This window comes from Streptomyces sp. CBMA291, from assembly GCF_014596525.1.
In the GTDB taxonomy this organism is placed as follows: Bacteria; Actinomycetota; Actinomycetes; order Streptomycetales; family Streptomycetaceae; genus Streptomyces.
In genome coordinates, this window is sequence record NZ_MSJP01000019.1 from 40388 (window position 1) to 63410 (window position 23023).

Below are 23023 nucleotides of genomic sequence, written 5' to 3' on the forward strand. Positions count from 1 at the left end.
CCTGCCGCCGCACCCCGCCCCCTTGCCCGCGCGCCCGGCCCCGTCGGCACGGCTGCCCGAGGCCGGGCGCCCGCCCGCTCGCCCGGCCTCAGCCGTACGTCGGGCCGCAGCCGCACCCCGGCCCGTACGCCCGGCCGAGGCGCCACCCGTACGCCCGCCCGCACGGCCCTCCCCGCCCCCGCCCCCGCCTGAGTGCCAAGCCTCCCGGGGCGACCGGCGCGTGCCGGTGGCTCCCTGGTTTCTGCTCGCTCCCTTTCTTCTTCTCTTCGGGGCCTTCGGGGTGCTTCCGCTGGTCGCGACCGCCTGGGCCTCCCTGCACCGGGTGGAGCTGACCGCGCCCGGACAGGCCGAGTGGGTGGGGCTGCGGAACTACGCGCGGCTCGCCGGGGACCCGTTCTTCTGGAACGCCCTCGGCAACACCCTCGTCATCGGCCTCCTCGCCACCGTCCCCCAACTGCTGCTCGCGCTCGGCGTGGCATGGCTGCTGGACACCCGCCCGCGCGGGCGGGGCTTCCTCCAGGTGGTCGCGCTCGCCCCGTACGCCACCTCCGTGGCCGCCGCGACCCTCGTCTTCGCCCTGTTCTTCGGCCGGGACCACGGCATGGCCAACTGGATCCTCGGCGGCCTCGGCGCGGACCCGGTGGACTGGCGGAACGGGCCCCGGGCCGCCAAGTGCGCCGTGGCGTCGATCGTGGTCTGGCGCTGGACCGGCTACAACGCGCTGATCTATCTGGCGGCGATGCGGACCGTGCCCCGCGAGCTGTACGAGGCGGCGGCCCTCGACGGGGCCTCGCGGTGGCGCCGGTTCCTGCACATCACCCTGCCGGGGCTGCGGCCCGCGCTCGCCTTCACCGCGCTCGTGTCGACGATCGGCGCGCTCCAGCTGTTCGGGGAGCCGTTGCTCTTCGGGAGCGGGGCGGGCGCGTCGGGCGGGGCGGACCACCAGTTCCAGACCCTCGGGCTCTATCTGTACGAGCAGGGCTGGGTGAACCTGCACCTGGGCCGCGCCGCCGCCCTCGCCTGGACCATGCTCCTGATCCTGGTGCTGATCCTCGGGTCGGCCCGGCTGCTCGTACGGGCAGACCGGACCCGGCGCGCCCGGCCGTCCGGGAAGGGCCTCCGGTGAGGGCCCGGCGTGCCCGGTCGCCCGGTGGGCCTCCCGTGAAGGGCCGACGGGACGACCGGCGCGCCGGGCCCTGGACGTACCTCCTGCTCGCGCTCTTCGCCCTCGTCTCCCTCTTCCCGCTCTACTGGACGGCGGTCGCCGCCTCCCGGACCGGCACCCGGCTCGCCGCCACCCCGCCCCCGTTCCGCTTCGGCCGGAACCTGGCGCGGAACCTGGGGATCGCCTGGAGCGAGGCGCGCCTCGGCGCGGCGCTCGCGAACACCACGCTGGTCGCCGGGGCGGTCGCCGTGGGGACGGTGCTGTGCGCGACCCTCGCCGGATTCGCCTTCGCCAAGCTGCGGTTCCGCTTCCGAGGGGCCCTGCTCCTCCTGGTGGCCGGGACGATGCTGGTGCCGCCGCAGCTGGGGGCGGTCCCGCTCTATCTGCTGGTCGCCCGGCTGCGCTGGACCGACGAACTCCAGTCGGTGGTACTGCCCTCGCTGGTCTCGGCCTTCGGGGTCTTCTTCATGCGCCAGCATCTGCGCCGGGCACTGCCGACGGAACTGCTCGAAGCGGCGCGGATGGACGGGGCGGGGACGGTACGGACGCTGTGGCACGTGGTGTTCCCGGCGGCGCGCCCGGCGATGGCGGTGCTCGCGACGCTGTCGTTCGTGACGGCGTGGAACGACTTCTTCTGGCCGGTGCTCGCGCTGACGCAGACGGGGAACCCGACGGTGCAGGTGGCACTCACCGGTCTGGGGCGGGGTTACGTGCCGGACCAGTCGGTGGTGATGGCGGGGGCGCTCCTCGGGACGGTGCCACTGCTGCTGGTCCTGGGCCTGTTCGGGCGGCACCTGGTGGGCGGGGTGACGCGGGGCGCGGTGAATGAGTGAGCGGAACCCGCCCGTTCACCCTCTCGCCCGTTCGCCCTCTCCCCCGTTCGCCCTCTCCCTCATGCACCCGTTCACCCATTCGGCCCCGCCGGTGATCCACTTCCCGCCCACCCTGCTACGTTCCCCTTATGTCCGATATTCACATGTTTCCGACTTCTTGGGCGATGTGAGGGCAGATGGGAGTCCTCCGTGACCATCCCGAACTCGCCCTCTTCCTCTGCCTCGCGGCCGGGTACCTCCTCGGCAAGCTCCGCGTCGGGCCCATCACGCTCGGCGGGATCTGCGGCACCCTGATCGTCTCGCTGCTGCTCGGCGCCTGGTCCAAGGTCGTCGTCTCGGACGATGTGAAGACGATCTTCTTCGCCCTGTTCATCTTCTCCCTCGGCTATCTGGCGGGCCCGCAGTTCTTCGCCAACCTCAACCGCGAGAGCCTGCGCTTCTTCGCCCTCTGCCTCATCGAGGTCGTCTGCGTCGTCGGCATCGCCCTCGGTCTCGCCAAGGGCTTCGACCTGGACGTCGGCACCGCCGCCGGCATCCTGGCCGGTGCCGCCACCGAGTCGGCGGTCGTCGGCACGGCCACCGAGGCCATCGGCAAGCTCTCCGACCTGACCCAGCAGCAGATCGCCCAGTACCAGGGCCATGTGGCCACCGCGTACACGGTCTGCTACCTCTTCGGCCTGGTCACCATCGTCATCTACACCAGCCAGATCATGCCGATGATGATGCGCATCGACCTCCGCGAGGCCTCCCGCGCGCTGTGGGAGAAGATGCGCGGCGGCAGCGGCGGGCTCGACTCCGACGAGCGGGAGGCGCTGCCCAACATGGTCGGCCGGACCTTCCTCGTCACCCATGCCGACGGCGTCTCCGTCGGCGAGGTGGAGCGCTCGCTCGGCGGCCGGGTCACCGTCGAGTCGGTGAAGCGGGGCAGCAAGGTCCTCACCCCTCCCCCGCCCGACTTCGAGCTGACCCTCTCCGATCTGGTCCTTGCGGTCGGGCGGCGGGCGCAGGTCATCGGGGCGTGGCGGGTCATCGGCCCCGAGACCCCGGCGGTCCCCGGGCTCGACACCCCGCTGGCCACCACCCAGGTCTCGCTGACCGACCGGGGCGCGGTGGGCAAGTCCCTGGACGCCCTGTCGAAGGAGCACCCGGAGTTCGCCTCCGGCGGGGTCTATGTGACGGACGTGCTCCGCAACGACCAGCACCTGCCCGCGACCCCGGAGACCGTCGTCGCCCGGGGCGATGTCCTCACCCTGGTCGGCGCCCGCTCGGGGCTCGGCAGGCTGGCGTCGAAGATCGGCGCGGTGGTGAAGAACGACGCCACCGACTTCATCTATCTGGGTCTCGGCATCGTCTGCGGCTCGCTGCTCGGCCAGGTCGTGGTCCGCTTCGGCTCGGTCCCGATGTCGCTCGGCACCGGCGGCGGCTGTCTGATCTCGGGGCTGCTCTTCGGCTGGTTCCGATCCCGGACGCAGACCTTCGGCGCCTTCCCCCCGCAGGCGGCCACCACCCTCAAGGACATGGGCCTGGCCATCTTCATCGCCTGCACGGGTCTGGTGTCCGGTCCGCAGGCGTGGCCGCTGCTCAAGGAGTACGGGGCGCTGCTGCCGTTCGCCGGGATCGCGATGGTCCTGGTGCCCGCGACGCTCTCCCTGTTCGTCGGCCGCAAGCTGCTGAGGATCGAGAAACCGCTGCTGATCGGCGCCATCGCGGGCCAGCAGTGCTCGACCCCGGCGATCACCTCGATCACCCAGGTGGCGCAGAGTTCGGTGCCGATGCTCGGCTACACCGTCACGTACACCCTCTCCAACTTCCTGCTCCCCCTGACGGGCCCGCTGCTCGTCGGGATTCTCGGGGCATGAGGGGAACCCATGATCGAATTCCTTGACCGGAACATCTTCCAGCCCCATCCCGAACTGCTGGTCTTCATCACGGTCGCGCTCGGCTTCCTCTTCGGCAAGCTCCGCTGGAAGGCGATCGCGCTGGGCGCGGTCACCGGCTGTCTGGTGGCGGGGCTGCTGCTCGGCGCCCAGTTCAAGGTCACCATCGACGGCACGGTGAAGAACCTCTTCTTCACCATGTTCCTCTTCGCCCTCGGCTACAAGGTCGGACCCCAGTTCTTCCGGGGACTGAGGAAGGACGGGCTCCCACAGGTCCTCAACGCCGTCGTGGTCTGTGTGACGGGCCTCCTCGTCTCCTGGGGCTTCGCCGCGATGCTGGGGTACGGTCCCGGGCTCTCCGCCGGTCTGCTCGGCGGCGCGCTCACCCAGTCGGCGGTCATCGGCGTCGCCCAGGACGCCATCGGCAACCTGCCGGGGCTCTCCGCCGCGCAGATCAGGAACGAGGAGAACCTGGTCGCGATCGGCTACGCCGTCACGTACCCGCTCGGCACGATCCTCTGCGCGCTGCTCCTCGCCAACGTCCTGCCCAGGCTGTACAGGCGGGACCTGGCCACCGAGTCCGCGGCGCTCGCCAAGGAGCTGGACGCCCCCGGCGACGACCCCGACCTCGCCGAGGGCTACTACGAGGTCGTCCTGCGCGCCTACCGGATCGACCACTCGCCCCTGGTCGGCCGGACCATCGACGACTTCGAGAACCAGCAGAAGGAGCTGGGGCACCGGATCTACGTGACCCGGGTGCGGCGCGAGGGGCGGATCCTCCCCCACGACCAGGGGACGGTGCTCCGTGCGGGCGACGTGGTCGCCGTCAGCGCGCTGCGCGGCTCGCTCGTCGACTTCGACGCCCGGACGCACATCGGGCCCGAGACGGACGACGTGGAACTGCTCGGCTACCAGACCGAGTCCCTGCACGTGGTCGCCTCGAACAAGGCGCAACTGGGCAAGACCCTCGCCGACCTGCGCCGGGAGCCCTTCATGGTCGGCGTGTACATCGACAAGATCTACCGTTCGGGCACGGAGTTCCCGTACCGTCTGTCCACCCGGATCGAGCGCGGCGACACGGTGATCCTGACCGGTCCCCGGCGTCTGGTGGACCCGGCGGGCAAGGCGCTCGGCAAGCCCGTGCCGACCTCGTTCGCCACCGACATGCTCTGGGTGGGCCTCGGCATCTTCCTCGGCGGCTGCGTCGGCATCCCGGCGCTCACCGTGTCGGGCGTGCCGATCTCCCTGTCGACCTCCGGCGGCGCCCTGATCATGGGTCTGGTCTTCGGCTGGATCCGGGGCAGGTACCCCACGTACGGCAATGTGCCGCCGGGCGCCCAGTGGTTCATGGACACCCTGGGCCTCTGCCTCTTCGTCGCGGTCGTCGGCATCAACGCGGGCCCGAGCTTCACCAGCGGTCTCTCCTCGGCCGGCTGGGGGCTGCTCCTGTGGGGCGCGGTGGCGACGCTGATCCCGCTGCTCGTGGGCTTCCTCGTCGGCCACTACGTACAGAAGATCCGCTTCCCGATCCTGATGGGCGTCCTGGCCGGCGGCCAGACCACGACCGCGGCGATCGGCGCGATCAACGAACAGTCCAAGTCGCAGATCCCGACGCTGGGTTACACGATTCCCTACGCGGTCGGCAACGTCCTGCTGACCATCTGGGGCGCCGTGATCGTCATCCTCCACCACTGATCCGAACCGTACGAAGGAAGTCCCCCTTGCCCAGAACCAGCTTCACCCGTGAAGAGATCCAGTCCTTCTCCCGGCTGTCGCCGTTCGAGCTGAAGGACAAGTTCATCCGGATCGCCCAGGCGGCACAGGCCGACAAGCCGGGCCAGAAGGAGAAGTCGCAGGCCCAGATGCTCAACGCGGGCCGCGGCAACCCGAACTGGGTCGCCACCGGCCCCCGTGAGGCGTTCTTCGCGCTCGGCTACTTCGCGCTCTCCGAGTCGCGCCGGGTCTGGACCGCCGACGACCTCGGCGGCATGCCCGAGCGCACGGGCTCAGCCGACCGCTTCGCCGCCTTCGTGCGACGGCACCCGGACCTGCCCGGCATCGAACTGCTCCAGAGCTGTGTGGCGTACGCCGTCGAGCGCTTCGGCTTCGACGAGGACGCGTTCGTGCACGAGCTGACGGACAGCACGATCGGCGACAACTACCCGGTGCCGGACCGGATCCTGCCGCACACCGCGCGGATCGTCCAGGGCTATCTGGACGACGAGATGTTCGACAAACGGCCGCCCGCCGGGACCATGTCGCTCTTCGCCACCGAGGGCGGCACCGCCGCCATGTGCTACATCTTCGACTCGCTGATGAAGAACGGCATCCTGGAGAAGGGCGACCGGATCGCCCTGATGGTGCCGGTCTTCACCCCGTACATCGAGATCCCCGAACTGGACACGTACGACTTCGACGTGGTGCGCGTCGAGGCGAGCCTCTTCACGGAGACCGGGGTGCGCGAGTGGCGCTACCCGCCGGAGGAGATCGCCAAGCTCGCCGACCCGTCGGTGCGGATGGTCTGCCTCGTCAACCCGTCGAACCCGCCGTCGCTCGCGCTGAGCGACCGGGTCGCCGGGCAGCTCAAGGAGATCGTCGCCACGAGCAACCCGAACCTGGTGATCGTCACCGACGACGTCTACGGCACCTTCGTCGAGGGCTTCCGCTCGATCGCCGCCGATCTGCCCCGCAACACCCTCCTCGTGTACTCGTACTCCAAGCACTACGGCTGCACCGGCCACCGGCTCGGCGTCATCGCGCTCCACGACGACAACGTCCTCGACGACATGCTGGCGCGGCTCCCCCGGGAGGAGAAGGACCGGCTCGCCAGGCGGTACGGCACGCTCTCCCTGGAGCCCGAGTCGATCCGGTTCATCGACCGGATGGTCGCCGACTCCCGGCAGGTCGCGCTCAACCACACCGCCGGGCTCTCGCTGCCCCAGCAGGTCATGATGGCGCTGTTCTCCCTCTTCGACCTGCTGCCCGAGGGCCAGGCGTACAAGGAGAAGATCCGGGGGATCGTGCGCCGCCGCCTCGATCTGCTCCTCGAAGGCGCCCAGATGAAGATCGCCGAGGACCCGAGGCGGGCCGGCTACTACATCGAGCTGGATCTGCTCGCGGAGGCCGAACGGGTGCACGGGAAGGAGTTCGCGGACTTCCTGGAGAAGACCTACGAGCCGGTCGACCCGCTGTTCCGGCTCGCCGAGCAGACCAGTGTCGTCCTGCTCAACGGCGGCGGCTTCGACGGTCCCGAGTGGTCGGTCCGGGTCTCCCTCGCCAATCTCGACGACCTCGACTATCTGAAGATCGGACACCATCTGCGGGCGATCTTCAACGACTACGCGGAGGAGTGGAAGTCCACCGGAACCGGAACCGGAGTCTGAGCCCGAACCGGCCGGGAAAGAAGCGCGCCCCGGCCGGAGTGGGGTGGGTTCGGCCGGGGCGCACGGTGTGGGGGGAAAGGGGGGAACGAGGAGCACGCTAGCCGCCGGGAAACAGACAAAGGGGCGACCTCGGACACGGATGTGCATCCTTAGGGCCCGCTTAAGGAAGCCATCGGGACCAGAAAAGGTTGAGGGCTGAACCGGATGGTCCCGGGGTGGACTTGAGGGCAGGCCCGGGGCCTTCCCGTACGGGGGACACGGCCGGGCGCCAGGGCCCCTACGGGCCGGACCCGTACGGACCCGGGGGACGGGCCGGTGGACACCACTCGCCCCGGAAGACGCGGCGCGGGGGCGGGCGGTTCCACTCCGGGGGGGAGAGATGGCTGGTGCGCCGAGGAGGCGGGCCCGGGTGGGGCTCGTACGCCTCGGGGGCCCGCCCGGGGGTCCCCTACGGGCTCCAGCGTCCCCATCAGACCCGTACGGGACCCGAGCACCCCTGCTCAGACCCGTACGGGACCCGAGCGCTCCTGTCAGACCCGTACGGGATCCAAGACCGCCCCCGTACCCGTACGGGCTCCCGCGCCCCGTCAGGGTCTACGCGCCCCCGCCCGCCCTGCGGGTGCCCGTGCCGCCTCTGCGGCGGGGTGGGCGGGGGGTGCGGTGGGGGGTGTCCCCGGCGCCTCGGCCGTCCAGGCCCAGCCATACGCGGACCTCGGTGCCGCCGAGGACCGAGCGGCCGATCCGGACGTCGCCGCCGGTGGCCTCCGCCATCCGGCGGACGATGTCGAGGCCGAGGCCCGTGGAGCCGTCCCGGGTACCACTGTTGCCCCGGGCCAGCGCGGCGGCGGGGTCGTCGATGCCGGGGCCCGCGTCGGAGACCAGGACGATGACGGCGTCGTCGCCGTTGTGGACGTCGATCGAGAAGGCCGTGCCCTCCGGGGTGTGCCGGAAGACATTGCCGAGCAGGGCGTCGAGCGAGGCGACGAGTTCGGGGCGGGCGACCGGGATGCGGACCGGGCGTTCGACGCCCGCGACCCGGACGAGGCGGCCCTCGTCCTCGGCGAGCGCCGACCAGAAGTCCATCCGCTCCCGCACCACTTCGGCCGCGTCGCAGCCCGCGCCGGGACCGGCCGCCTGGGTCTGCGGCTTCGCCTCCCTGGCCGTACGGATGATGGTGTCCACCTCGCGCTCCAGCTGCTCGACGGCCGTACGGGTCTGCTCGGCGGCCGGGCCCGAGCCGAGCGAGGCCGCGTTGAGCCGGAGCACGGTGAGCGGGGTGCGGAGCCGGTGGGAGAGGTCGGCGGCCAGCTCCCGCTCGTTGGCCAGCAGCTGGACGACCTGGTCGGCCATCGAGTTGAACGCGACGGCGGCCGACTTGAGTTCGGTCGGCCCCTCCTCGGGGACCCGGACGCCGAGCCTGCCCTCGCCCAGCTCGTGGGCGGCGCCCGCGAGCCGCTGGGCGGGCTGCACCATCCGGATGCCGAGCCGGTCGGCGACGGCGACCGAGCCGACGAGGAGGGCGATGCCGACCCCGGCGAGGACCAGCCAGGCGGTGGCGACGCCGTTGGTCACCTCGTTCTCGGGGACGAACAGCTCGACGACGGCGACCTGCCCGCTGCTGAGGGCGGTGGGCTGGAGCAGCGCGAAGCCGCCGGGAACCGCGGCGATGGACGCCCGGCCGAGCCTGCGGGTGGCCGCGAGATCGGCCTCGTCCGCCCGCCGGGTGCCGATCTCCACCGGCCCGGCGCCGGATTCGGAGGCGGGGACGTGGATGGCGAGCCGGCCGACGGACCCGTCCTCGGTGGTGGCCACGGCCCGCTCCAGCTCGTCGCGGTCGGTGGTGATGGCGAGGACGGGGGCGAGCCCGGCGGCCCGCCGTTCGGCGTTGGAGAACGCCCGGTCGCGGGCCATCTCCTTGACGACGAGCGCGAGGGGGACGGCGAAGGCGAAGACGACCATGGCGGTGACGGCGAGCGACACCTTGACCAGCGCCCATCTCACGTCAGCGGCTCCCGGGGCGGTTCCAGCTTCACGCCGACCCCGCGCAGGGTGTGCAGATAGCGGGGCCGGGCGGCCGTCTCACCCAGTTTCCGTCGCAGCCATGACAGGTGTACGTCGATGGTCTGGTCGTCGCCGTACGACTGCTGCCAGACCTCGGCGAGCAGCTCCTTGCGCGGGACGACGACCCCGGGCCGCCCGGCGAGGAAGGCGAGCAGGTCGAACTCGCGCCGGGTGAGATCCAACGGCGCCCCGTCCAGCTCCGCCTGACGGCGCAGCGGGTCGACGGTGAGCCCGCCGACCCGGATCACCGGGGACGGCGGCGCCTCGCCCGTCGCCGACCGCGCCCGGCGCAGCACGGCGGCCATCCGGGCCGTCAGATGGTCGACGGAGAAGGGCTTCACCAGATAGTCGTCGGCCCCCGCGTGCAACAGGCGCACGATCTCCGCCTCGTCGTCCCGGGCGGTCGCGATGATCACCGGTACGTCGGTGATCCCCCGCAGCATCTTGAGGGCCTCCGAGCCGTCGAGATCGGGCAGACCGAGGTCCAGGATCACGACGTCGAACCGGAAATGGGCTACCTCCCGCAGCGCCTCCAGAGCCGTACCGACACTCCGGACCGTGTGAGAGGCCTCGGAGAGCCGACGGATGAGGGCGGAGCGCACGAACTGGTCGTCCTCGACCACGAGCACACTTGCCATGGCCCGCACCGTACGCCATTCAGGCGAATCATCGGACAATGTCCACCCTCCGATCGGGTACTTCGGGCGGTGGTGCACTATGGGCCGGTGCGAAGAGGAATCGTTCACGCCCTGGCCTGGTCCCTCGCCACCGGCGCGGCGGTCACCCTGTCCTGGTGGGGGGTGCACACGGTGCTGTCCGGCACCGTGTACGACCCCCCGCGCGCACTGCCGCTGCCCGCGGGTCCCGTCGAGGAACCCGAGCCCACCGAGGAGCCGACGCCCTCGCCGACCAGGCAGCCCGAGACCACCCCGTCCTCCGCGACCGCCTCCCGCCGCGCGACCCCCGACCCCGTACGGACGACCGAGCCCGCCGCCCCCGCCACGACCCCCGCGCCCACGACCGAGCCCGCGCCGGATCCGGCCACCCCCCGGGCGGGCTCCGGCGCCAAGCTGAAGACCTACACCGTGGACGGCGGCCGGGTCACCTTCGCCCTCGGGAAGAGCGCCGCCGAACTCGTCTCGGCCACGCCCACCTCCGGCTGGCAGATGCAGGTGTGGAAGCAGCCCATGTGGATCCGGGTCACCTTCACCGGCGAGGGCCGCGAGCTGTCCGTCTTCGCCCTCTGGCACGACAGCGCGCCCCGGGTGGAGATCTCGGACCGCAAGCTCTGACCGGCCCTGCGACCGGTCCTCCGGCGGGTTCGTCAGCGGAAGACGGACGGCGGCGGTACGGGCGAGGGCTTGGCGGCGGCGTCGACGACCGGCACCGCTCCCCCGGCGAAGTCGGCGAGCGCCCGCCCGTGTTCCACCCGGCCCGGGTGCGGGTCGGTGGCGACCCGGCGGGTCAGCTCGGCCACCGGCAGTTCCCGGTCCGAGGCGAGCAGCACCGCGTTGCCGAAGCGACGGCCGCGCAGCACCGTCGGGTCGGCGGTGAGCGCCAGTTCGGGGAAGACGGCGGCGGCGGTGGCGATCTGGCCGCGCAGATGGGCCAGGGGCGGGCCGTCCGCCAGGTTCGCCGCGTAGCAGCCGTCGGGGCGCAGCACCCGCCGCACCTCGGCGAGGAACTCGGTGCTGGTCAGATGGGCCGGGGTGCGGGCCCCGCCGAAGACGTCGGCGATGACGAGATCGGCCCAGCCGTCCTGGACCTTCCCGAGCCCGGCGCGGGCGTCGGTGGAGCGGACCCTGATCCGGGCGCCGGGGTCGAGCGGGAGTTCCCGGCGTACGAACTGGACGAGGCGCGCGTCCAGCTCCACGATCTGCTGGGTGGAGCGGGGGCGGGTGGCGGCGACGTACCGGGCGAGGGTGAAGGCGCCGCCGCCGAGGTGGACGACCTGGAGCGGCCGTTGGGGCGGGGCGACGAGGTCGATGACGTGGCCGAGGCGCCGCTGGTACTCGAAGGTGAGCCGGGAGGGGTCGTCGAGGTCCACATGGGACTGCGGGGCGCCGTCGATCAGCAGCGTCCAGGCACGGGGGCGCTCCCGGTCGGGGACGAGTTCGGCGACTCCGCCGTCGACGGTCTCGACGACGGGTGCGTCCGCCGCCGCCCGGTCACGCTGTCTGTTGTTCCTGGCCACAAGCCCATTATCGGCTTGTCGGACCGGGAGGGCCGACCTGCCCACGGGCGGCCGGGCCCGTCACTCGGTGGAGGGGGTCCGGTCGGGCTCGGTGGAGGACGGTCCGGCCGGGGACGGCGGCCCTCCGCCCAGTGGCGGCCGTCCGCTCAGTGGCAGCCGTCCGCCGCCTCGATGAGCCGGGCCGCCTCGCCGAGGGCCGCGCGGAGGACCGCCGGGTCGGTGACCTGATCCGTATCACCCGGAGGCAGTAGCCAGCCCGCCGGGCGGGGCGCGTCCCCCGCGGGCTCCGGCAGATCCGGGAGGCGCAGCCCGCGCCCGGAGGTCCGGGTGCAGGCGCTGCCGGGCACGTCCCAGCCGGCGGCGGTGCCGGGCGGGACCAGGAAGCCCAGGGTGTCGCAGGTCCCGTCGTGCACGACGGGACCCACGGCGGGGGAGCCGCCGCGCCGCAGGATGTCCACGGCCTCCAGGCCCTGCCGGACCGGTACGGTCACCAGGTCCCAGGGCCCGGCGGGCCCGTCGGGCTCCGGGGCGGGCGCGTGCCGGGTGGCCGACTGCGAACCGATCTCCGTCATGGGACCCCTCCTCGCTCCTGAGGAGACGCATTCCGTCTCTCCGCCGAGTTCAACGCCCGCGCGGCGTCAACGGCTACGGCGGTTTCCCGCCGCAAAGAATGGCAATTCATGGCGGATCGCAGGCGAGATATCCGATTTGTAGCCAAACTCGGCGTAGGTGCCCGGAGGCAGCCGGTACGTTCTTGCCCGCTGGACACCCGGCGGCACCAGGAGAGGGCTCGGCCATGGCGATGTCACGGGCAGTTCCCAATCTCGCCTTCCGACGCCTCCGCGGCCGGTACTCGCCCGCGGAGTTCGCCGCGGCGGTCCGCCGTGCGGCCCGGGAGATCGGCGAGCAGGTCGGCTGCGACGCACGGTACATCGGACGCGTGGAGGCGGGCGAGATCCGTTGCCCCAACTACGCCTACGAGCGGGTCTTCCTGCATATGTTTCCCGGTCTCAGCCTCTCCGACCTGGGATTCTCCGCACGGGAGGCGGTGCGGGGCCGGCGGGGGGCCGGCCCCGGGAGCACCGCACCCGCCGACATCACGACCCGGAACGAGGAGGAGAGCGACGTGCTGCGTCGCGCATTCATGACGAGCGGCAGTGCCACCCTGGCGGCCGTCTCGCTGGGACTCGGCGGCACCGCCGTCGCGATCCCCGCCCCCCGCGGCTCCCACCGGATCGGCGAGACCGAGGTGCGGGCCGTCGAGGACGCCGTCCGGGAGATCAGACTGCTCGACGACCGGTACGGCGCCGAGGGGCTCTACCAGATCGCCGCCCAGCCGCTGCGCGCCGCGTACGCGCTGCTCGACTCGGGCGGCAGCGCCCGCCGCTCCACCGAGGAGCGGCTGTACGCGGGCGCCGGGGAACTCTCCCTGTCCGTGGGCTGGCTGGCGCACGACTCGGGGCGCCAGGAGGACGCCCGCTCGCACTACGCCGAGGCGCTGTCCACCGCGCGCGTGGCGGGGAACCCGGCCCTGGAGGCGCACGCCTTCTGCAACACCTCGTTCCTGGCCCGGGACTCCGGCCGGTTCCGCGAGGCGCTGCGCGCGGCGCAGGCCGGACTGCGGGCGGCGGGCCCTCTCGGCTCGCACCGGCTGCGGTCGCTGCTCTCGCTGCGGGAGGCGGGCGCCTGGGCGGGGCTCGGCGACCGTACGGCCTGTGAACAGGCCCTGGGCCGGGCCCACGGCTTCTTCGACCGGGGCCCGGCCGACGGCGACCCGGAGTGGATGTCGTTCTTCGGGGAACCGGAGCGGGAGGCCCTGGAGGCCCAGTGCTGGTCGGCCCTCGGCGACTGGCGCCGGGCCACCCGGCACGCCCAGCGGGCCGCCGTCCTCCAGAACCCGCACTTCGCCCGGAACCTGGCGCTCTACCGCACCTATCTGGCGAGGGACCTGGCGTACGCCGGGCGCCGGGACGAGGCGGCGGCGGAGGCGCGGCGGGTGCGGGACTCCTCCGACGGGGTGGCGTCCGCCCGCGTCCGGGGGATGCTGACGGAGATCCGCCGGGTGCTCGCCGCACCCTGACGGCCCGTCGGGCCCTGGTCCGCCTCCGGAACCCCGGAAGCCCGAAGGGGCGGCCGGACGCCCGGAGGCCGGGGGCCGCGGCGACCGGTGCTCGGGCCGGCCGCCGCGGCCCGTCCGCACGGAAGGGCCCGACGTGCACCGCACGCGAGGCCGGGTCCGTACCGCCCGAAAGGCCGGTCCGTACCGCCCGAAGAGCCGGTCCGTGCCGCCCGAAAGGCCGAGCCCGTACACACGGAAGGCCCAACCCGCAGCGCACGGAAGGCCCGGCCCGTACCGCGCGCAAGGCCCGTCCTGCGGAAAGCCTGAGGCGCGCGGGGCCGGCCTCGGGAAGGGCGCGGGCCCCTACCTCTCCAGGTGGCCCGTGTCGTTCCAGCGTTCGAGCGCGGGGGCGCCGTACGCCCAGCCCAGGACGGACAGGCTCGTCGGGTCGAGGCGGATGCGGGAGGCGAAGGAGACGTCCTCGCCGAGCCAGCGGGCGCCGATCGTGCGCAGGATGTGCCCGTGCGCGAAGACCAGGACGTCACGGTCGGCGGAGCGGGCCCAGTTCACGATCTCGTCGGCGCGGTCCGAGATCCCGGCCAGGGACTCGCCGTCCGGGACCCCGTCGCGCCAGATGAACCAGCCGGGGCGGATGTCCTGGATCTGCGCCGGGGTCAGCCCCTCGTACGCCCCGTAGTCCCACTCCATCAGCGCGTCCCAGGGCTCGGCCCGGTCGCCGAAGCCCGCGAGTTCGCAGGTCTCGCTCGCGCGGACCAGCGGACTCGTGCGCACCTCGACGTCGGGCAGGCCCTGCCAGGGGCCCCGGTGCAGGCGCTCGCCGAGCAGCTTCGCGCCGCGACGGCCCTCGTCGAGCAGCGGGATGTCGGTCCGTCCGGTGTGCCGGCCGAGAAGGGACCACTCGGTCTGGCCGTGCCGGGCGAGCAGGATGCGCGGTGCCATGGGAAGGAGTCTCCAGGGGTTCACGGTGCGGGCGTGCCTCTCCCATCATCGCCCAGATGGATTCGGGGTGACGCCGGGGCAACCCCGGGGCGCCCTCGTGCGTCCCCTCCCCCGGGGCCGACACGTCGGGGGGATCTTTTCGCATGCGCAAGCCACGCTGGTGGGCCGAGTCCGCGCTGCTCGCGCTCGTGTACGCGGGCTACTCCTGCGGGCGGCTGCTCGCCCGGGGCGACGAGGGCACGGCCGTCGGTCACGGCGTCTCGATCCTGCGCTGGGAGGAGCGGTTCGGGCTCGACGCCGAGCACCCGCTGAACCGCCTGTTCACGGACGTGCCCGCGCTCGGCGTACCGGCGGACTTCGTCTACGCCTCGCTGCACTACCTCGTGACCCCGGCGATCCTGGTCTGGCTCTTCCGGCGCCGACCCGCGCACTACCGGGCCGCCCGCACCTGGCTGATGCTCTCCACCCTGCTCGGGCTCGTCGGCTTCACCCTGCTGCCCACCTGCCCGCCCCGGCTGCTCGACCCGGCGCACGGCTTCACGGACACGATGGCGCAGTACAGCGCGTACGGCTGGTGGGGCGGCGAGGCCAGCGCCCCGCGCGGTCTGGGCGGCCTGACGAACCAGTTCGCGGCGATGCCGAGCCTGCACGTCGGCTGGGCGCTGTGGTGCGGGGTGATGCTGTGGCGGTACGGGCGGACGCCCGCCGCGAAGGCCGCCGGGGTGCTGTATCCGCTGGTCACGACGGTGGTGGTGCTGGGCACCGCCAATCACTATCTGCTGGACGCGGTGGCCGGGGCGGCGGTCATGGGCGCGGGGCTGCTGCTGGCCCCGTACGCGCTGCGGTTCGGGGCCCGGTGGCGCGGGGCGGCGGAAGCACCTCCGGTTGTCAGTGGGGGGTGGGAGACTTCGGCGGGTGAGCTCATCCCTGGACAACGGTCTGTCAGAACCTCCGCGGACGACACCCCGGAGCGGGGCTTCCCGCGCTCAAGCGAAGCCGAGAGCCTGGGAAAAACTCGCTGAGCTGCGCGGGCCGGCCACCCCGCCGCGCCCGCTCGACGCGCGCGCCCTGGCGGCCCTCGCCGCCAACCCGGGCTGTCGTCGGCGGGCGCTGCTCGACGGTGCCGGGGTCGACAAGTCGGCGCTCGCCGCGAAGCTCGGCTCCCCGGCGCCCTTCGGCCAGTCGCAGTACGCGATCATGCGGGGCAACTCCTTCGAGGCGAAGGTCAAGGCGGACGGCGGCAGGGAGCTGCTGCGGCTGATCGGTGTCGAGGAGCCGGGCGCGGTGGCGGTGCCGGAGCTGTCGGCGGCGGGGCCCCAGGGGCGGGTGGCGCGGACGGCGCTCGCGCTGCGGGAGGCGACCGGCGCGGGCGGCTGGACGCTGCTCGATCATCCGCTGCTCGCCCTGGAGGTGGCGGGCTCGCCGGTCTATCTGGAGCCGGACGTGGTGGTGGTCGGGCCCGACGGCGGGTGGACGGTCGTGGAGATCAAGTCGTTCCCGATGATCGACGGCGCGGCCGATCCGTCGAAGGTGGGGGCGGCGGCCCGGCAGGCTGCGGTGTACGTGCTCGCGCTCGAACGGGTGGCGGAGCGGACGGAGGGGGCGCGGGTCGCGCCCTCGGTGCTCCTGGTCTGCCCGAAGGACTTCTCGAACGTGCCGACGGCCTCGCTCGTCGACGTGCGCAGGCAGTGCGCGGTCACCCGGCGGCAGCTGGCCCGGCTGACCCGGATCGACGAGATCGCGGCGGCGCTGCCGGAGGGCGTCGGCTTCGACGTGGCGGAGCGTTCGCCCGAGGAGCTGGCGGCTTCGGTGGAGGCGGTCCCCCATCAGTACGCGCCGGAGTGCCTGGCCGCCTGCGAGCTGGCCTTCCACTGCCGGGCGCGGTCCCGGGAGGCGGGCGCGGTGGAGACCCTGGGCCGGTCGGTCCGGGGCGAGCTGGGCGGTCTGACGACGATCGGCGCGGTCCTGGCGGCGGCGCGGGGCGAGGAGCCGACCCGCCCTGACGGCGAGACGGTGGATCCCGAGGACCCGGCGGTGGCGGCGCTGCGCCGGGCGCGGGCGCTGCGCCAGGAGGCGCTGGCCACGGCCCGCGCCGCCGCCTCGGAACCCGAAGGGATCTTCTGATGTCGCTGATCTCCGTGCTGGCCCGGATGGAGGCCGTCGAGTCGGGCCGGGCGCAGCCGCTGGCGACCGTACGGCACCGGCGGGTCGCGGACCGGCCGCTCGTCCTGGTGCCGCTGACGACGGCGGGCGAGGCGGGCGCGCCGCTCGGCGCCCTGGTGGGCACCGATCCCGGCGCGCCCCGGCTGCTCGTGGTGACCCAGCCCCGGGACCGTGACCTGCGGTTCGCCTTCCTCGCCGATCTGGCGGAGGAGGTCCTGCCGTACGTCGACTCCTTCACGGCGGACGTCGTGGCGGTGGAGCGCAACGAGACGGACCCGGCGACCGGCAGGAAGGTGAAGGCCGAGGCGGAGCTGTGCGCGGACGCGCCGCAGCTGATCGTGCCGAGCCGGGCCGGTATCGAGTACGTACGGCTGCTGGGGCGCTCGACCCGGTTCCGGCGGACGGCCGAGCAGGACCCGGAGACGCCGTTCCCGGCGCCGCCGCGCGTGCCGCTGCTCGGGCGCTGGCTGACGCACTTCGGCGAGCGGGCGCGGGTGCCCGGTTCCTCGCTGCTGCTCTCGGCGACCGATCTGCTCAACCGGCACTGGGCGACGGGCCAGTCCTCCCTTGAGGACCAGCATCTGGGGGCGCTGCTCGCCTGGATCGACCCGCGGGGCGGGGAGCCGGGCGCCGAGGGCGCGCTGCGGGCCGAGACGGGCCGGGACGGCGCGGGGCAGTTGCTGTGCCCGCCCGCCGGGCCCGCGACCGACCCCGCGTTCGACAACCGGCTCCTCGCGCCCGCGATCGAGCGGTACGACCGGGCCCGGCAGGCGCTGGGCGCGGCCGAGGACGGCGAGGCGGCCGACATCGGTCTCGGCGAGCTGCGCGCGGCCGAGGGGAAGGTCCGCGAGCTGGTCCTCTCCTGTCTCGAACCGACCTGGCACGCGGTCTGGCGGGCGATCGGGCTGCTGCGGGAGCTGCCGGAGGGGGCCAGGGTCGAGGAGCGGTGGACCAGGGACCGCTGGTCGTTCACCGCGCACCGGGACCGGGTCGCGGCGGGCGAGCCGCCGCAGCCGCGCAAGGACGACCCGGTGACGGCGGCGCGGAAGCTGGCCGCCCGCGAGCAGGCGCAGGGGCAGCTGGAGGCGCAGGAGGCTCTGGACGATCCGCTGGTGCTGGCAGGACGGCGGCTCTCGGGCGAGGCGTTCACAGCCGAGGTGGCGGAGGTGACTCCGGCGTGGACGGAGTCGAAGCGGCCCGCGCCGCGCCCGCTGCTCACGGTCCGCACGGAGGACCGGCCGCATCTGGACGAGGGGACGCGGGTGTACCGCTCGCTGGACGGGAAGCCGCAGGCGGCGGAGTTCCTGCGGTACGAGGAGGACGGCTCGCTGCTGCTGCGGGTTCTCGACCGGATGGGCCGGGCGCGGGAGCCCGCCGAGGGCTCGGTGCCGGAGAAGGGCGAGCGGATCGCCTGGACGCTGTTCGAGCACGACCAGCGGGTCGGGCCGCAGCTGCCGGACGCGGAGGAGACCCCGTGGACGCACGGCGGTCCGCCGGGTGCGCAGAGCGTGGAGCTGCCCGACGCCGTGACCGAGGAGGATGTGCTGTGAGCGGTTTCGATCCGTCGGCCGAGGCCGCCGAGGCGACCTCCCGCATCCTGGCGGACACCCTGGACGGGGCGGCGCGCGGTGTCGTGGTGGACTCCCCGCCGGGGGCGGGGAAGTCGACGCTCGTGGTGCGGGCCGCCCTCGAACTGGCCTCGGCCGGGCGGCCCCTGATGGTGGTGGCGCAGACGAACGCGCAGGTGGACGATCTGGTGCTGCGGCTCGCCGAGAAGGAGCCCGACCTGGAGGTCGGGCGGCTGCACTCCAGCGACGGCGACCCGTACGACAAGGCGCTCGACGCCCTGGCGAACGTACGGAAGTCGGCGAAGGCGGGCGATCTCGCCGGGGTGCCCGTGGTGCTGTCCACGGCCGCCAAGTGGGGGCATGTGAAGAACGTCGAGCCGTGGGAGCACGCGATCGTCGACGAGGCCTACCAGATGCGTTCGGACGCGCTGCTCGCGGTGGCGGGGCTGTTCGAGCGGGCGCTGTTCGTGGGCGACCCGGGGCAGCTCGACCCGTTCTCCGTGGTGGGCGCGGAGCAGTGGGCGGGGCTGGCGTACGACCCGTCGACGAGCGCGGTCGCGACCCTCCTCGCGTACAACCCGGAGCTGCCGCAGCACCGGCTGCCGGTGTCCTGGCGGCTGCCCGCCTCGGCGGCGCCGCTGGTCTCGGACGCCTTCTACCCGGACACGCCGTTTCGCAGCGGCACCGGGCACGGGGACCGGAAGCTGTCGTTCGCGGTGGCGTCGGACGGTACGGGGCCCGACCGGGTCCTCGACGAGGCGGCCGAGTCGGGGTGGGGGCTGCTCGAACTGCCCGCCCGGCAGACTCCGCGTACCGACCCGGAGGCGGTGGGTGCGATCGCCCTGGTGGTGCGGCGGCTCCTCGACCGGGGCGGGGCGGCGGTCTCGGAGCGCGCGGCGGAGCCCGTGCCCCTGACGCCCGACCGGATCGCGGTCGGCACCGCCCACCGTGACCAGGCGGCGGCGGTGCGGGCGGCCCTCGCGGAGCTGGGGGTGACCGGGGTGACGGTGGACACGGCGAACCGGCTCCAGGGGCGCGAGTACGACGTGACGGTGGTGTTCCATCCGCTGTCCGGGCGCCCGGACGCGACCGCCTTCCACCTGGAGACGGGCCGGCTGTGCGTGCTGGCCTCCCGGCACCGGCACGCCTGTGTGGTGGTCTGCCGGGAGGGCGTGGCGGAACTCCTGGACGAACACCCGTCGGCGGAGCCGGTCCGGCTGGGCGAGGCGGTGTCGTTCCCCGACGGCTGGGAGGCGAACCACGCGGTGCTCTCGCATCTGGAGAAACACCGGGTGCGGTGGCGCCCGTGAGGACCGGGGCGCCCTGGAAAGGCCCACGTCGGTGAGGACCGGGGGCCGTCGCCGGGAGGTCCGCGCCCGTGAGAGCCGGGGGCCGTCCCGGAAAGGCCGCGCCTGAGGACCCGTGGCCGCCCCGGAGAGGCCGCACCTGAGGACCCGTGGCTGCCCCGGAGAGACCCGCGCCCGTGAGGACCGGGGGCCGTCCCGGAGAGGCCCGCGCTCTTGCGGGGGGGGGCCTCTCCGGGAGGTCCGCGCTCTTGCGGGAGGGGCCTCGCGGAGAGGTCCGCGCTCTTGCGGGGCGCGGGACAATGGAAGGCGGCCCGGGACTCCGGGCCGTGTCTGTGCGAGGAGGATCAGAACGATGGCGGAACCCGCGGAGCAGGGCGTACGACGGCGGCTGCGGCCGGCCCCGCTGATCTTCGAGCCCGCCGAGACGACCGCCGACCCCGAGCACTTCTTCGACCTGGAGAAGCTGGCGGACCCCGGGGAGCTGCTCGCCCGCGCGACGGAGCTGACGCTGGCCTTCCGGGCGGCGGCGGACCGGGCCGCGGAGTTCCAGGCGATCGCGGCGGCGCAGCTAGCGGACCCGGGCCGGTTCGACCGGCTGACGGCGGCGGACGTCGCCGAGCGGGCGCGGTGGACCGAGGACTACGCGCGGAAGATGATCGAGTTCGGCCAGGGGCTGATCCGCGCGGAGGGGCGCTCGGCGGAGGACTGAGCCCGCCACCCACGGACACGCACGGGGTGCCTGGCGCTTCGGGGCGGTCGTCCGGGGTACGCGGGGTCTTCGGGACCGGCGCTGGAGGGGGCTGAGGCCCGCTGGAGGGGGCCGAGGCTGCCACCGTCCGGGGGTGCTTGGGGACCCGGCCGTCCGCTGACGGGGTGACCGGCTCTTCGGGACCGCCGTCCGGGTGCGCTTCGGGAGCGGCGTCCGCTGACGGGGCGTCGCGGGTATTGGCGGGCCGTCGTCCGGAGCCTCGGGACTTCGGGGCCGCCGTCCGGGTGTCGCGGGGCCCCCGGGCCGCTGTCCGGAGCCTCGGGTCTTCCGGGCCGCCGTCCGGAGGACCTGCGGGTCTTCGGGCCCGGCCGTACCCGTCGACGGGGTTCCGGGGCCTTGCGCGACCGGCGTCCGCCCGGAGGAGTCACGGCTCTTCCGGTGGGAGGCTCCGTGCTCTCCCGGCCCCCGCTACCCCCGTACGGCCGAGGCGGGTCACTCGGTGGCCTGGAATCGCCCCCTGGCATATGCCGTGGGGCACGATACCCCCCGGCTCCCGGCCCTGTCCGGGATTCGCGAACACTGAGCGACGGTCAGGTGACTGCGGGTAGACCTGATCGTATGACGACGTGGCTGCGCGACGAGACCCCGCACGACATCCTCCGGCTCCTCCTGGAGGACGACGAGGGACGGCACCAGCCGGCCCGGGTGACCGCCGACGGGGCCGCCTGGCTCACCTCCGCCACCGGAGACCACGAGGGGGCGGCGCTGACCCGCTGGGAGTCCCGGCCGGACGCCCCGGCGGTGCTGCCCTGCGGCACGGTCTTCGACGTCATCGGGGTGGACCAGGTCTTCGGGCGCCGGATGCTGGACCGGATGTGGGCGGAAGGGCCCGGCTCGGGCCCGGTCGCCGTCCACCGGGGCCGGATGATGCTCTTCGCCGCCCCGGGCACGGCCCAGCGGCTGCCCGCCCTCCTCGACTGGGAGGAAGGGGTGCCCCGGCCCCTCTGTCACGGCCAGGGGGACGCGGTGACCGTGCCGCCGCTCGTGCCCTCCGGGCGGTCCGGCCCCCGCTGGCTGGTGGCGCCCGACACCCGCTGTCCCTGGCTGCCGGGACCCGAGGTGATGCTGTGGGCCTGCGTGCGGGCCGCGCGCTCGCTCTCCGCCGCCGACGTGCGGGTATCGATTTTTCCTCGCGCCGGAACGGATGCTAATGTCTACGACGTCAGCAGGCGCCGCTAGCTCAGTTGGTTAGAGCAGCTGACTCTTAATCAGCGGGTCCGGGGTTCGAGTCCCTGGCGGCGCACAGACGGAAGAAGCCCCTCGCGGAAGCGGGGGGCTTCTTCGTGTCCGGGCACCGCCTACCGGGGCCTTCCGAGTGCCTTCCGGGCATGGCCCGGGTCAGTGCAGGACCGGCGGGGTGATCCGTACCGTCCAGTCCCCCGACGGAGTGCGGTCGGCGACCTCCACGCGGACCCCCGTCCCCGGCACGGTCAGGGTCTCGCCCTCCGCGAGCGGGGCGTCCGCGAGCGGCGGATAGACCGAGCGGTCCCGGCAGGCACCGGTGCCCGGGTGCGCGTCGACCACCTCGACCGGCCCGTCACCCGAGGCGACGGCGGCCCGCACCCGGTAGACCAGGACGCCCTCGGCACAGCTCCCGGCGTCGTTGCCCGCGCCGCTGCGGGCTTCGACGGCGAGAACGCTGTCGGGGCCCGTACGGACCACGGCGAGCCGGGTGCCGGGGGTGCCGCCGGGCGGGACGGGGGCGTCGGTGGGCTCCAGGGTGACCGGCCGGGCCGCGGGACCCTGCACACAGACCACCTGGGCGCCCGAGAGCCAGCCCAGCTTCCACTTGTGCCAGCCGAACAGGTCCGGGGCGAGTCCGAACTGGCTGCCCATGACGTCCCAGTCACCCACATGGGTGTCCCAGTCGCCCTTGCCGTCCTCGGGGCGGTGGTAGAGGTCCGGCAGGTCGAAGACGTGCCCGGTCTCGTGGGCGAGGACGTTGCGGTCGGGCGGATGCCGTTCGAAGACGGTGACGACCCGCTTGATCTCGGTGCCGTCCGCCTCCAGAGGGCGTTCGAGGTTGACGACCTTGGTGGCGTCCGAGTCCACGCCGGGCGCGTCCGGATCGGCGACCAGATAGACGATGTCGTAGCGGGAGAAGTCGACGTCCGCGTCGGCGGCGGCGATCGCGTCGCGCAGATAGGCGGCGCGCTGCCCGGCGTCCCAGTCACGCCGTATGTCGTACGCGGTCGACGCCTTCGGCATCGGGGTCCAGGCGTGCCGGGCGTGCGGGCGCAGGGTGAACCGGCCGTAGGAGGCGCGGGTGAAGAAGTCGGTGGTGGCCGGGAAGTGGTCGGCGGCGAGGACCGCCGGATCGGTGAGCGGCTCGGCGTCCGGGAAGGACAGGAAGATCATGACCGCGTCGAGGGTCCGGACAGGGCGCGGATAGGACCGGTTCCAGCTGTCGAGCCCGAGCGAGTGATGGGCCGCCGTACGGGGCAGGACACAGGGACCGGCCGAAGCGGCGCCCACGGCGGGGCCCGCGACGAGGCCGGTGGCGGCGAGCGCGGCGAGCGAGGTGAAGGCCGCCGCACCGGCGCGCAGCCGTGCGCGCTCCACTCCCCCGGGTGGCTGCTGAGCCCTCACGTGGACCTCCGGATCAGGAATGCGGGACACCTCACCCACCTTGTGGCGCTTTGCCACGTTTCGCACTTTTCCGCTGCCCCGGTCGGGTGAGGCGA

At 73.5% G+C, this 23023-nt stretch carries 19 protein-coding genes and 1 tRNA gene; 14 read left to right on the forward strand and 6 right to left on the reverse strand.

Annotation, left to right across the window (positions count from 1 at the left end; genetic code table 11):
• Positions 1 to 52: 52 nt before the first annotated feature.
• The 5 genes from BU197_RS05365 to BU197_RS05385 all read left to right on the forward strand — a co-directional run bounded on the left by BU197_RS05365 (position 53) and on the right by BU197_RS05385 (position 7258).
• Positions 53 to 1126, forward strand: a complete 1074-nt coding sequence (locus BU197_RS05365; protein ID WP_317452297.1) for a sugar ABC transporter permease — start codon at positions 53 to 55, stop codon at positions 1124 to 1126.
• Positions 1123 to 1998, forward strand: a complete 876-nt coding sequence (locus BU197_RS05370; protein ID WP_188267040.1) for a carbohydrate ABC transporter permease — start codon at positions 1123 to 1125, stop codon at positions 1996 to 1998. Before BU197_RS05365 ends, BU197_RS05370 begins: the two co-directional genes overlap by 4 nt.
• A 176-nt stretch (positions 1999 to 2174) precedes the next feature.
• Positions 2175 to 3857 (forward strand): aspartate-alanine antiporter, encoded by a 1683-nt coding sequence (gene aspT, locus BU197_RS05375; RefSeq protein WP_188267041.1) that lies wholly within the window; start codon positions 2175 to 2177, stop codon positions 3855 to 3857.
• Positions 3858 to 3866: 9 nt separating this feature from the next.
• Positions 3867 to 5570 carry an aspartate-alanine antiporter gene (gene aspT / locus BU197_RS05380; protein ID WP_188267042.1) on the forward strand — a complete coding sequence of 568 codons (1704 nt, stop codon included), beginning with the start codon at positions 3867 to 3869 and terminating at the stop codon, positions 5568 to 5570.
• A 26-nt stretch (positions 5571 to 5596) separates the two neighbouring features.
• Positions 5597 to 7258: a bifunctional aspartate transaminase/aspartate 4-decarboxylase gene (locus BU197_RS05385; protein ID WP_188267043.1), complete on the forward strand. Its 1662-nt coding sequence runs from the start codon at positions 5597 to 5599 to the stop codon at positions 7256 to 7258.
• A 594-nt stretch (positions 7259 to 7852) separates the two neighbouring features.
• Here BU197_RS05385 and BU197_RS05390 read toward each other — a convergent pair.
• Together BU197_RS05390 and BU197_RS05395 are read right to left on the reverse strand one after the other, a co-directional pair.
• Complete coding sequence (locus BU197_RS05390) at positions 7853 to 9259, reverse strand: ATP-binding protein (RefSeq protein WP_188267044.1); 1407 nt, start codon at positions 9257 to 9259, stop codon at positions 7853 to 7855.
• Positions 9256 to 9957 (reverse strand): response regulator transcription factor, encoded by a 702-nt coding sequence (locus tag BU197_RS05395; protein WP_188267045.1) that lies wholly within the window; start codon positions 9955 to 9957, stop codon positions 9256 to 9258. Before BU197_RS05395 ends, BU197_RS05390 begins: the two co-directional genes overlap by 4 nt.
• 87 nt (positions 9958 to 10044) lie before the next feature.
• Between BU197_RS05395 and BU197_RS05400 the strand changes: the two genes are divergently transcribed.
• Positions 10045 to 10611 (forward strand): hypothetical protein, encoded by a 567-nt coding sequence (locus BU197_RS05400; RefSeq protein ID WP_188267046.1) that lies wholly within the window; start codon positions 10045 to 10047, stop codon positions 10609 to 10611.
• Positions 10612 to 10643: 32 nt separating this feature from the next.
• On the opposite strand, the gene BU197_RS05405 is transcribed toward BU197_RS05400, so the two are convergent.
• Together BU197_RS05405 and BU197_RS05410 are read right to left on the reverse strand one after the other, a co-directional pair.
• Positions 10644 to 11513 (reverse strand): spermidine synthase, encoded by an 870-nt coding sequence (locus BU197_RS05405; RefSeq protein ID WP_188267047.1) that lies wholly within the window; start codon positions 11511 to 11513, stop codon positions 10644 to 10646.
• 146 nt (positions 11514 to 11659) lie between these two features.
• Positions 11660 to 12085, reverse strand: coding sequence for a hypothetical protein (locus tag BU197_RS05410; RefSeq protein WP_188267048.1), 426 nt, complete (start codon positions 12083 to 12085; stop codon positions 11660 to 11662).
• Positions 12086 to 12309: 224 nt separating this feature from the next.
• On the opposite strand from BU197_RS05410, the gene BU197_RS05415 reads away from it, so the two are divergent.
• Positions 12310 to 13593, forward strand: coding sequence for a tetratricopeptide repeat protein (locus tag BU197_RS05415; RefSeq protein WP_188267049.1), 1284 nt, complete (start codon positions 12310 to 12312; stop codon positions 13591 to 13593).
• A gap of 342 nt (positions 13594 to 13935) precedes the next feature.
• Here the strand turns inward: BU197_RS05415 and BU197_RS05420 are convergent, their stop codons facing one another.
• Positions 13936 to 14532, reverse strand: a complete 597-nt coding sequence (locus tag BU197_RS05420; RefSeq protein ID WP_188267050.1) for a histidine phosphatase family protein — start codon at positions 14530 to 14532, stop codon at positions 13936 to 13938.
• A 143-nt stretch (positions 14533 to 14675) separates the two neighbouring features.
• On the opposite strand from BU197_RS05420, the gene BU197_RS05425 reads away from it, so the two are divergent.
• The 7 genes from BU197_RS05425 to BU197_RS05455 all read left to right on the forward strand — a co-directional run bounded on the left by BU197_RS05425 (position 14676) and on the right by BU197_RS05455 (position 21582).
• Entirely contained in the window at positions 14676 to 15554 is an 879-nt protein-coding gene (locus BU197_RS05425; RefSeq protein ID WP_188267051.1) for a phosphatase PAP2 family protein, read from the forward strand.
• Positions 15448 to 16656: a hypothetical protein gene (locus tag BU197_RS05430; protein ID WP_188267052.1), complete on the forward strand. Its 1209-nt coding sequence runs from the start codon at positions 15448 to 15450 to the stop codon at positions 16654 to 16656. The genes BU197_RS05425 and BU197_RS05430 overlap by 107 nt, the downstream gene beginning before the upstream one ends.
• The gene (locus tag BU197_RS05435; RefSeq protein WP_188267053.1) at positions 16656 to 18245 is read left to right on the forward strand and encodes a hypothetical protein; all 1590 of its coding nucleotides are present in this window, start codon (positions 16656 to 16658) and stop codon (positions 18243 to 18245) included. Before BU197_RS05430 ends, BU197_RS05435 begins: the two co-directional genes overlap by 1 nt.
• Positions 18242 to 19573 (forward strand): AAA domain-containing protein, encoded by a 1332-nt coding sequence (locus BU197_RS05440; RefSeq protein WP_188267054.1) that lies wholly within the window; start codon positions 18242 to 18244, stop codon positions 19571 to 19573. The genes BU197_RS05435 and BU197_RS05440 overlap by 4 nt, the downstream gene beginning before the upstream one ends.
• A 349-nt stretch (positions 19574 to 19922) precedes the next feature.
• The gene (locus BU197_RS05445; RefSeq protein WP_188267055.1) at positions 19923 to 20279 is read left to right on the forward strand and encodes a hypothetical protein; all 357 of its coding nucleotides are present in this window, start codon (positions 19923 to 19925) and stop codon (positions 20277 to 20279) included.
• A 618-nt stretch (positions 20280 to 20897) separates the two neighbouring features.
• Positions 20898 to 21518: a hypothetical protein gene (locus tag BU197_RS05450; protein WP_188267056.1), complete on the forward strand. Its 621-nt coding sequence runs from the start codon at positions 20898 to 20900 to the stop codon at positions 21516 to 21518.
• Positions 21509 to 21582: transfer RNA gene (locus BU197_RS05455), tRNA-Lys, on the forward strand. Before BU197_RS05450 ends, BU197_RS05455 begins: the two co-directional genes overlap by 10 nt.
• A 95-nt stretch (positions 21583 to 21677) precedes the next feature.
• On the opposite strand, the gene BU197_RS05460 is transcribed toward BU197_RS05455, so the two are convergent.
• The gene (locus BU197_RS05460) at positions 21678 to 22958 is read right to left on the reverse strand and encodes a M6 family metalloprotease domain-containing protein (protein WP_411158443.1); all 1281 of its coding nucleotides are present in this window, start codon (positions 22956 to 22958) and stop codon (positions 21678 to 21680) included.
• Positions 22959 to 23023: the final 65 nt, after the last annotated feature.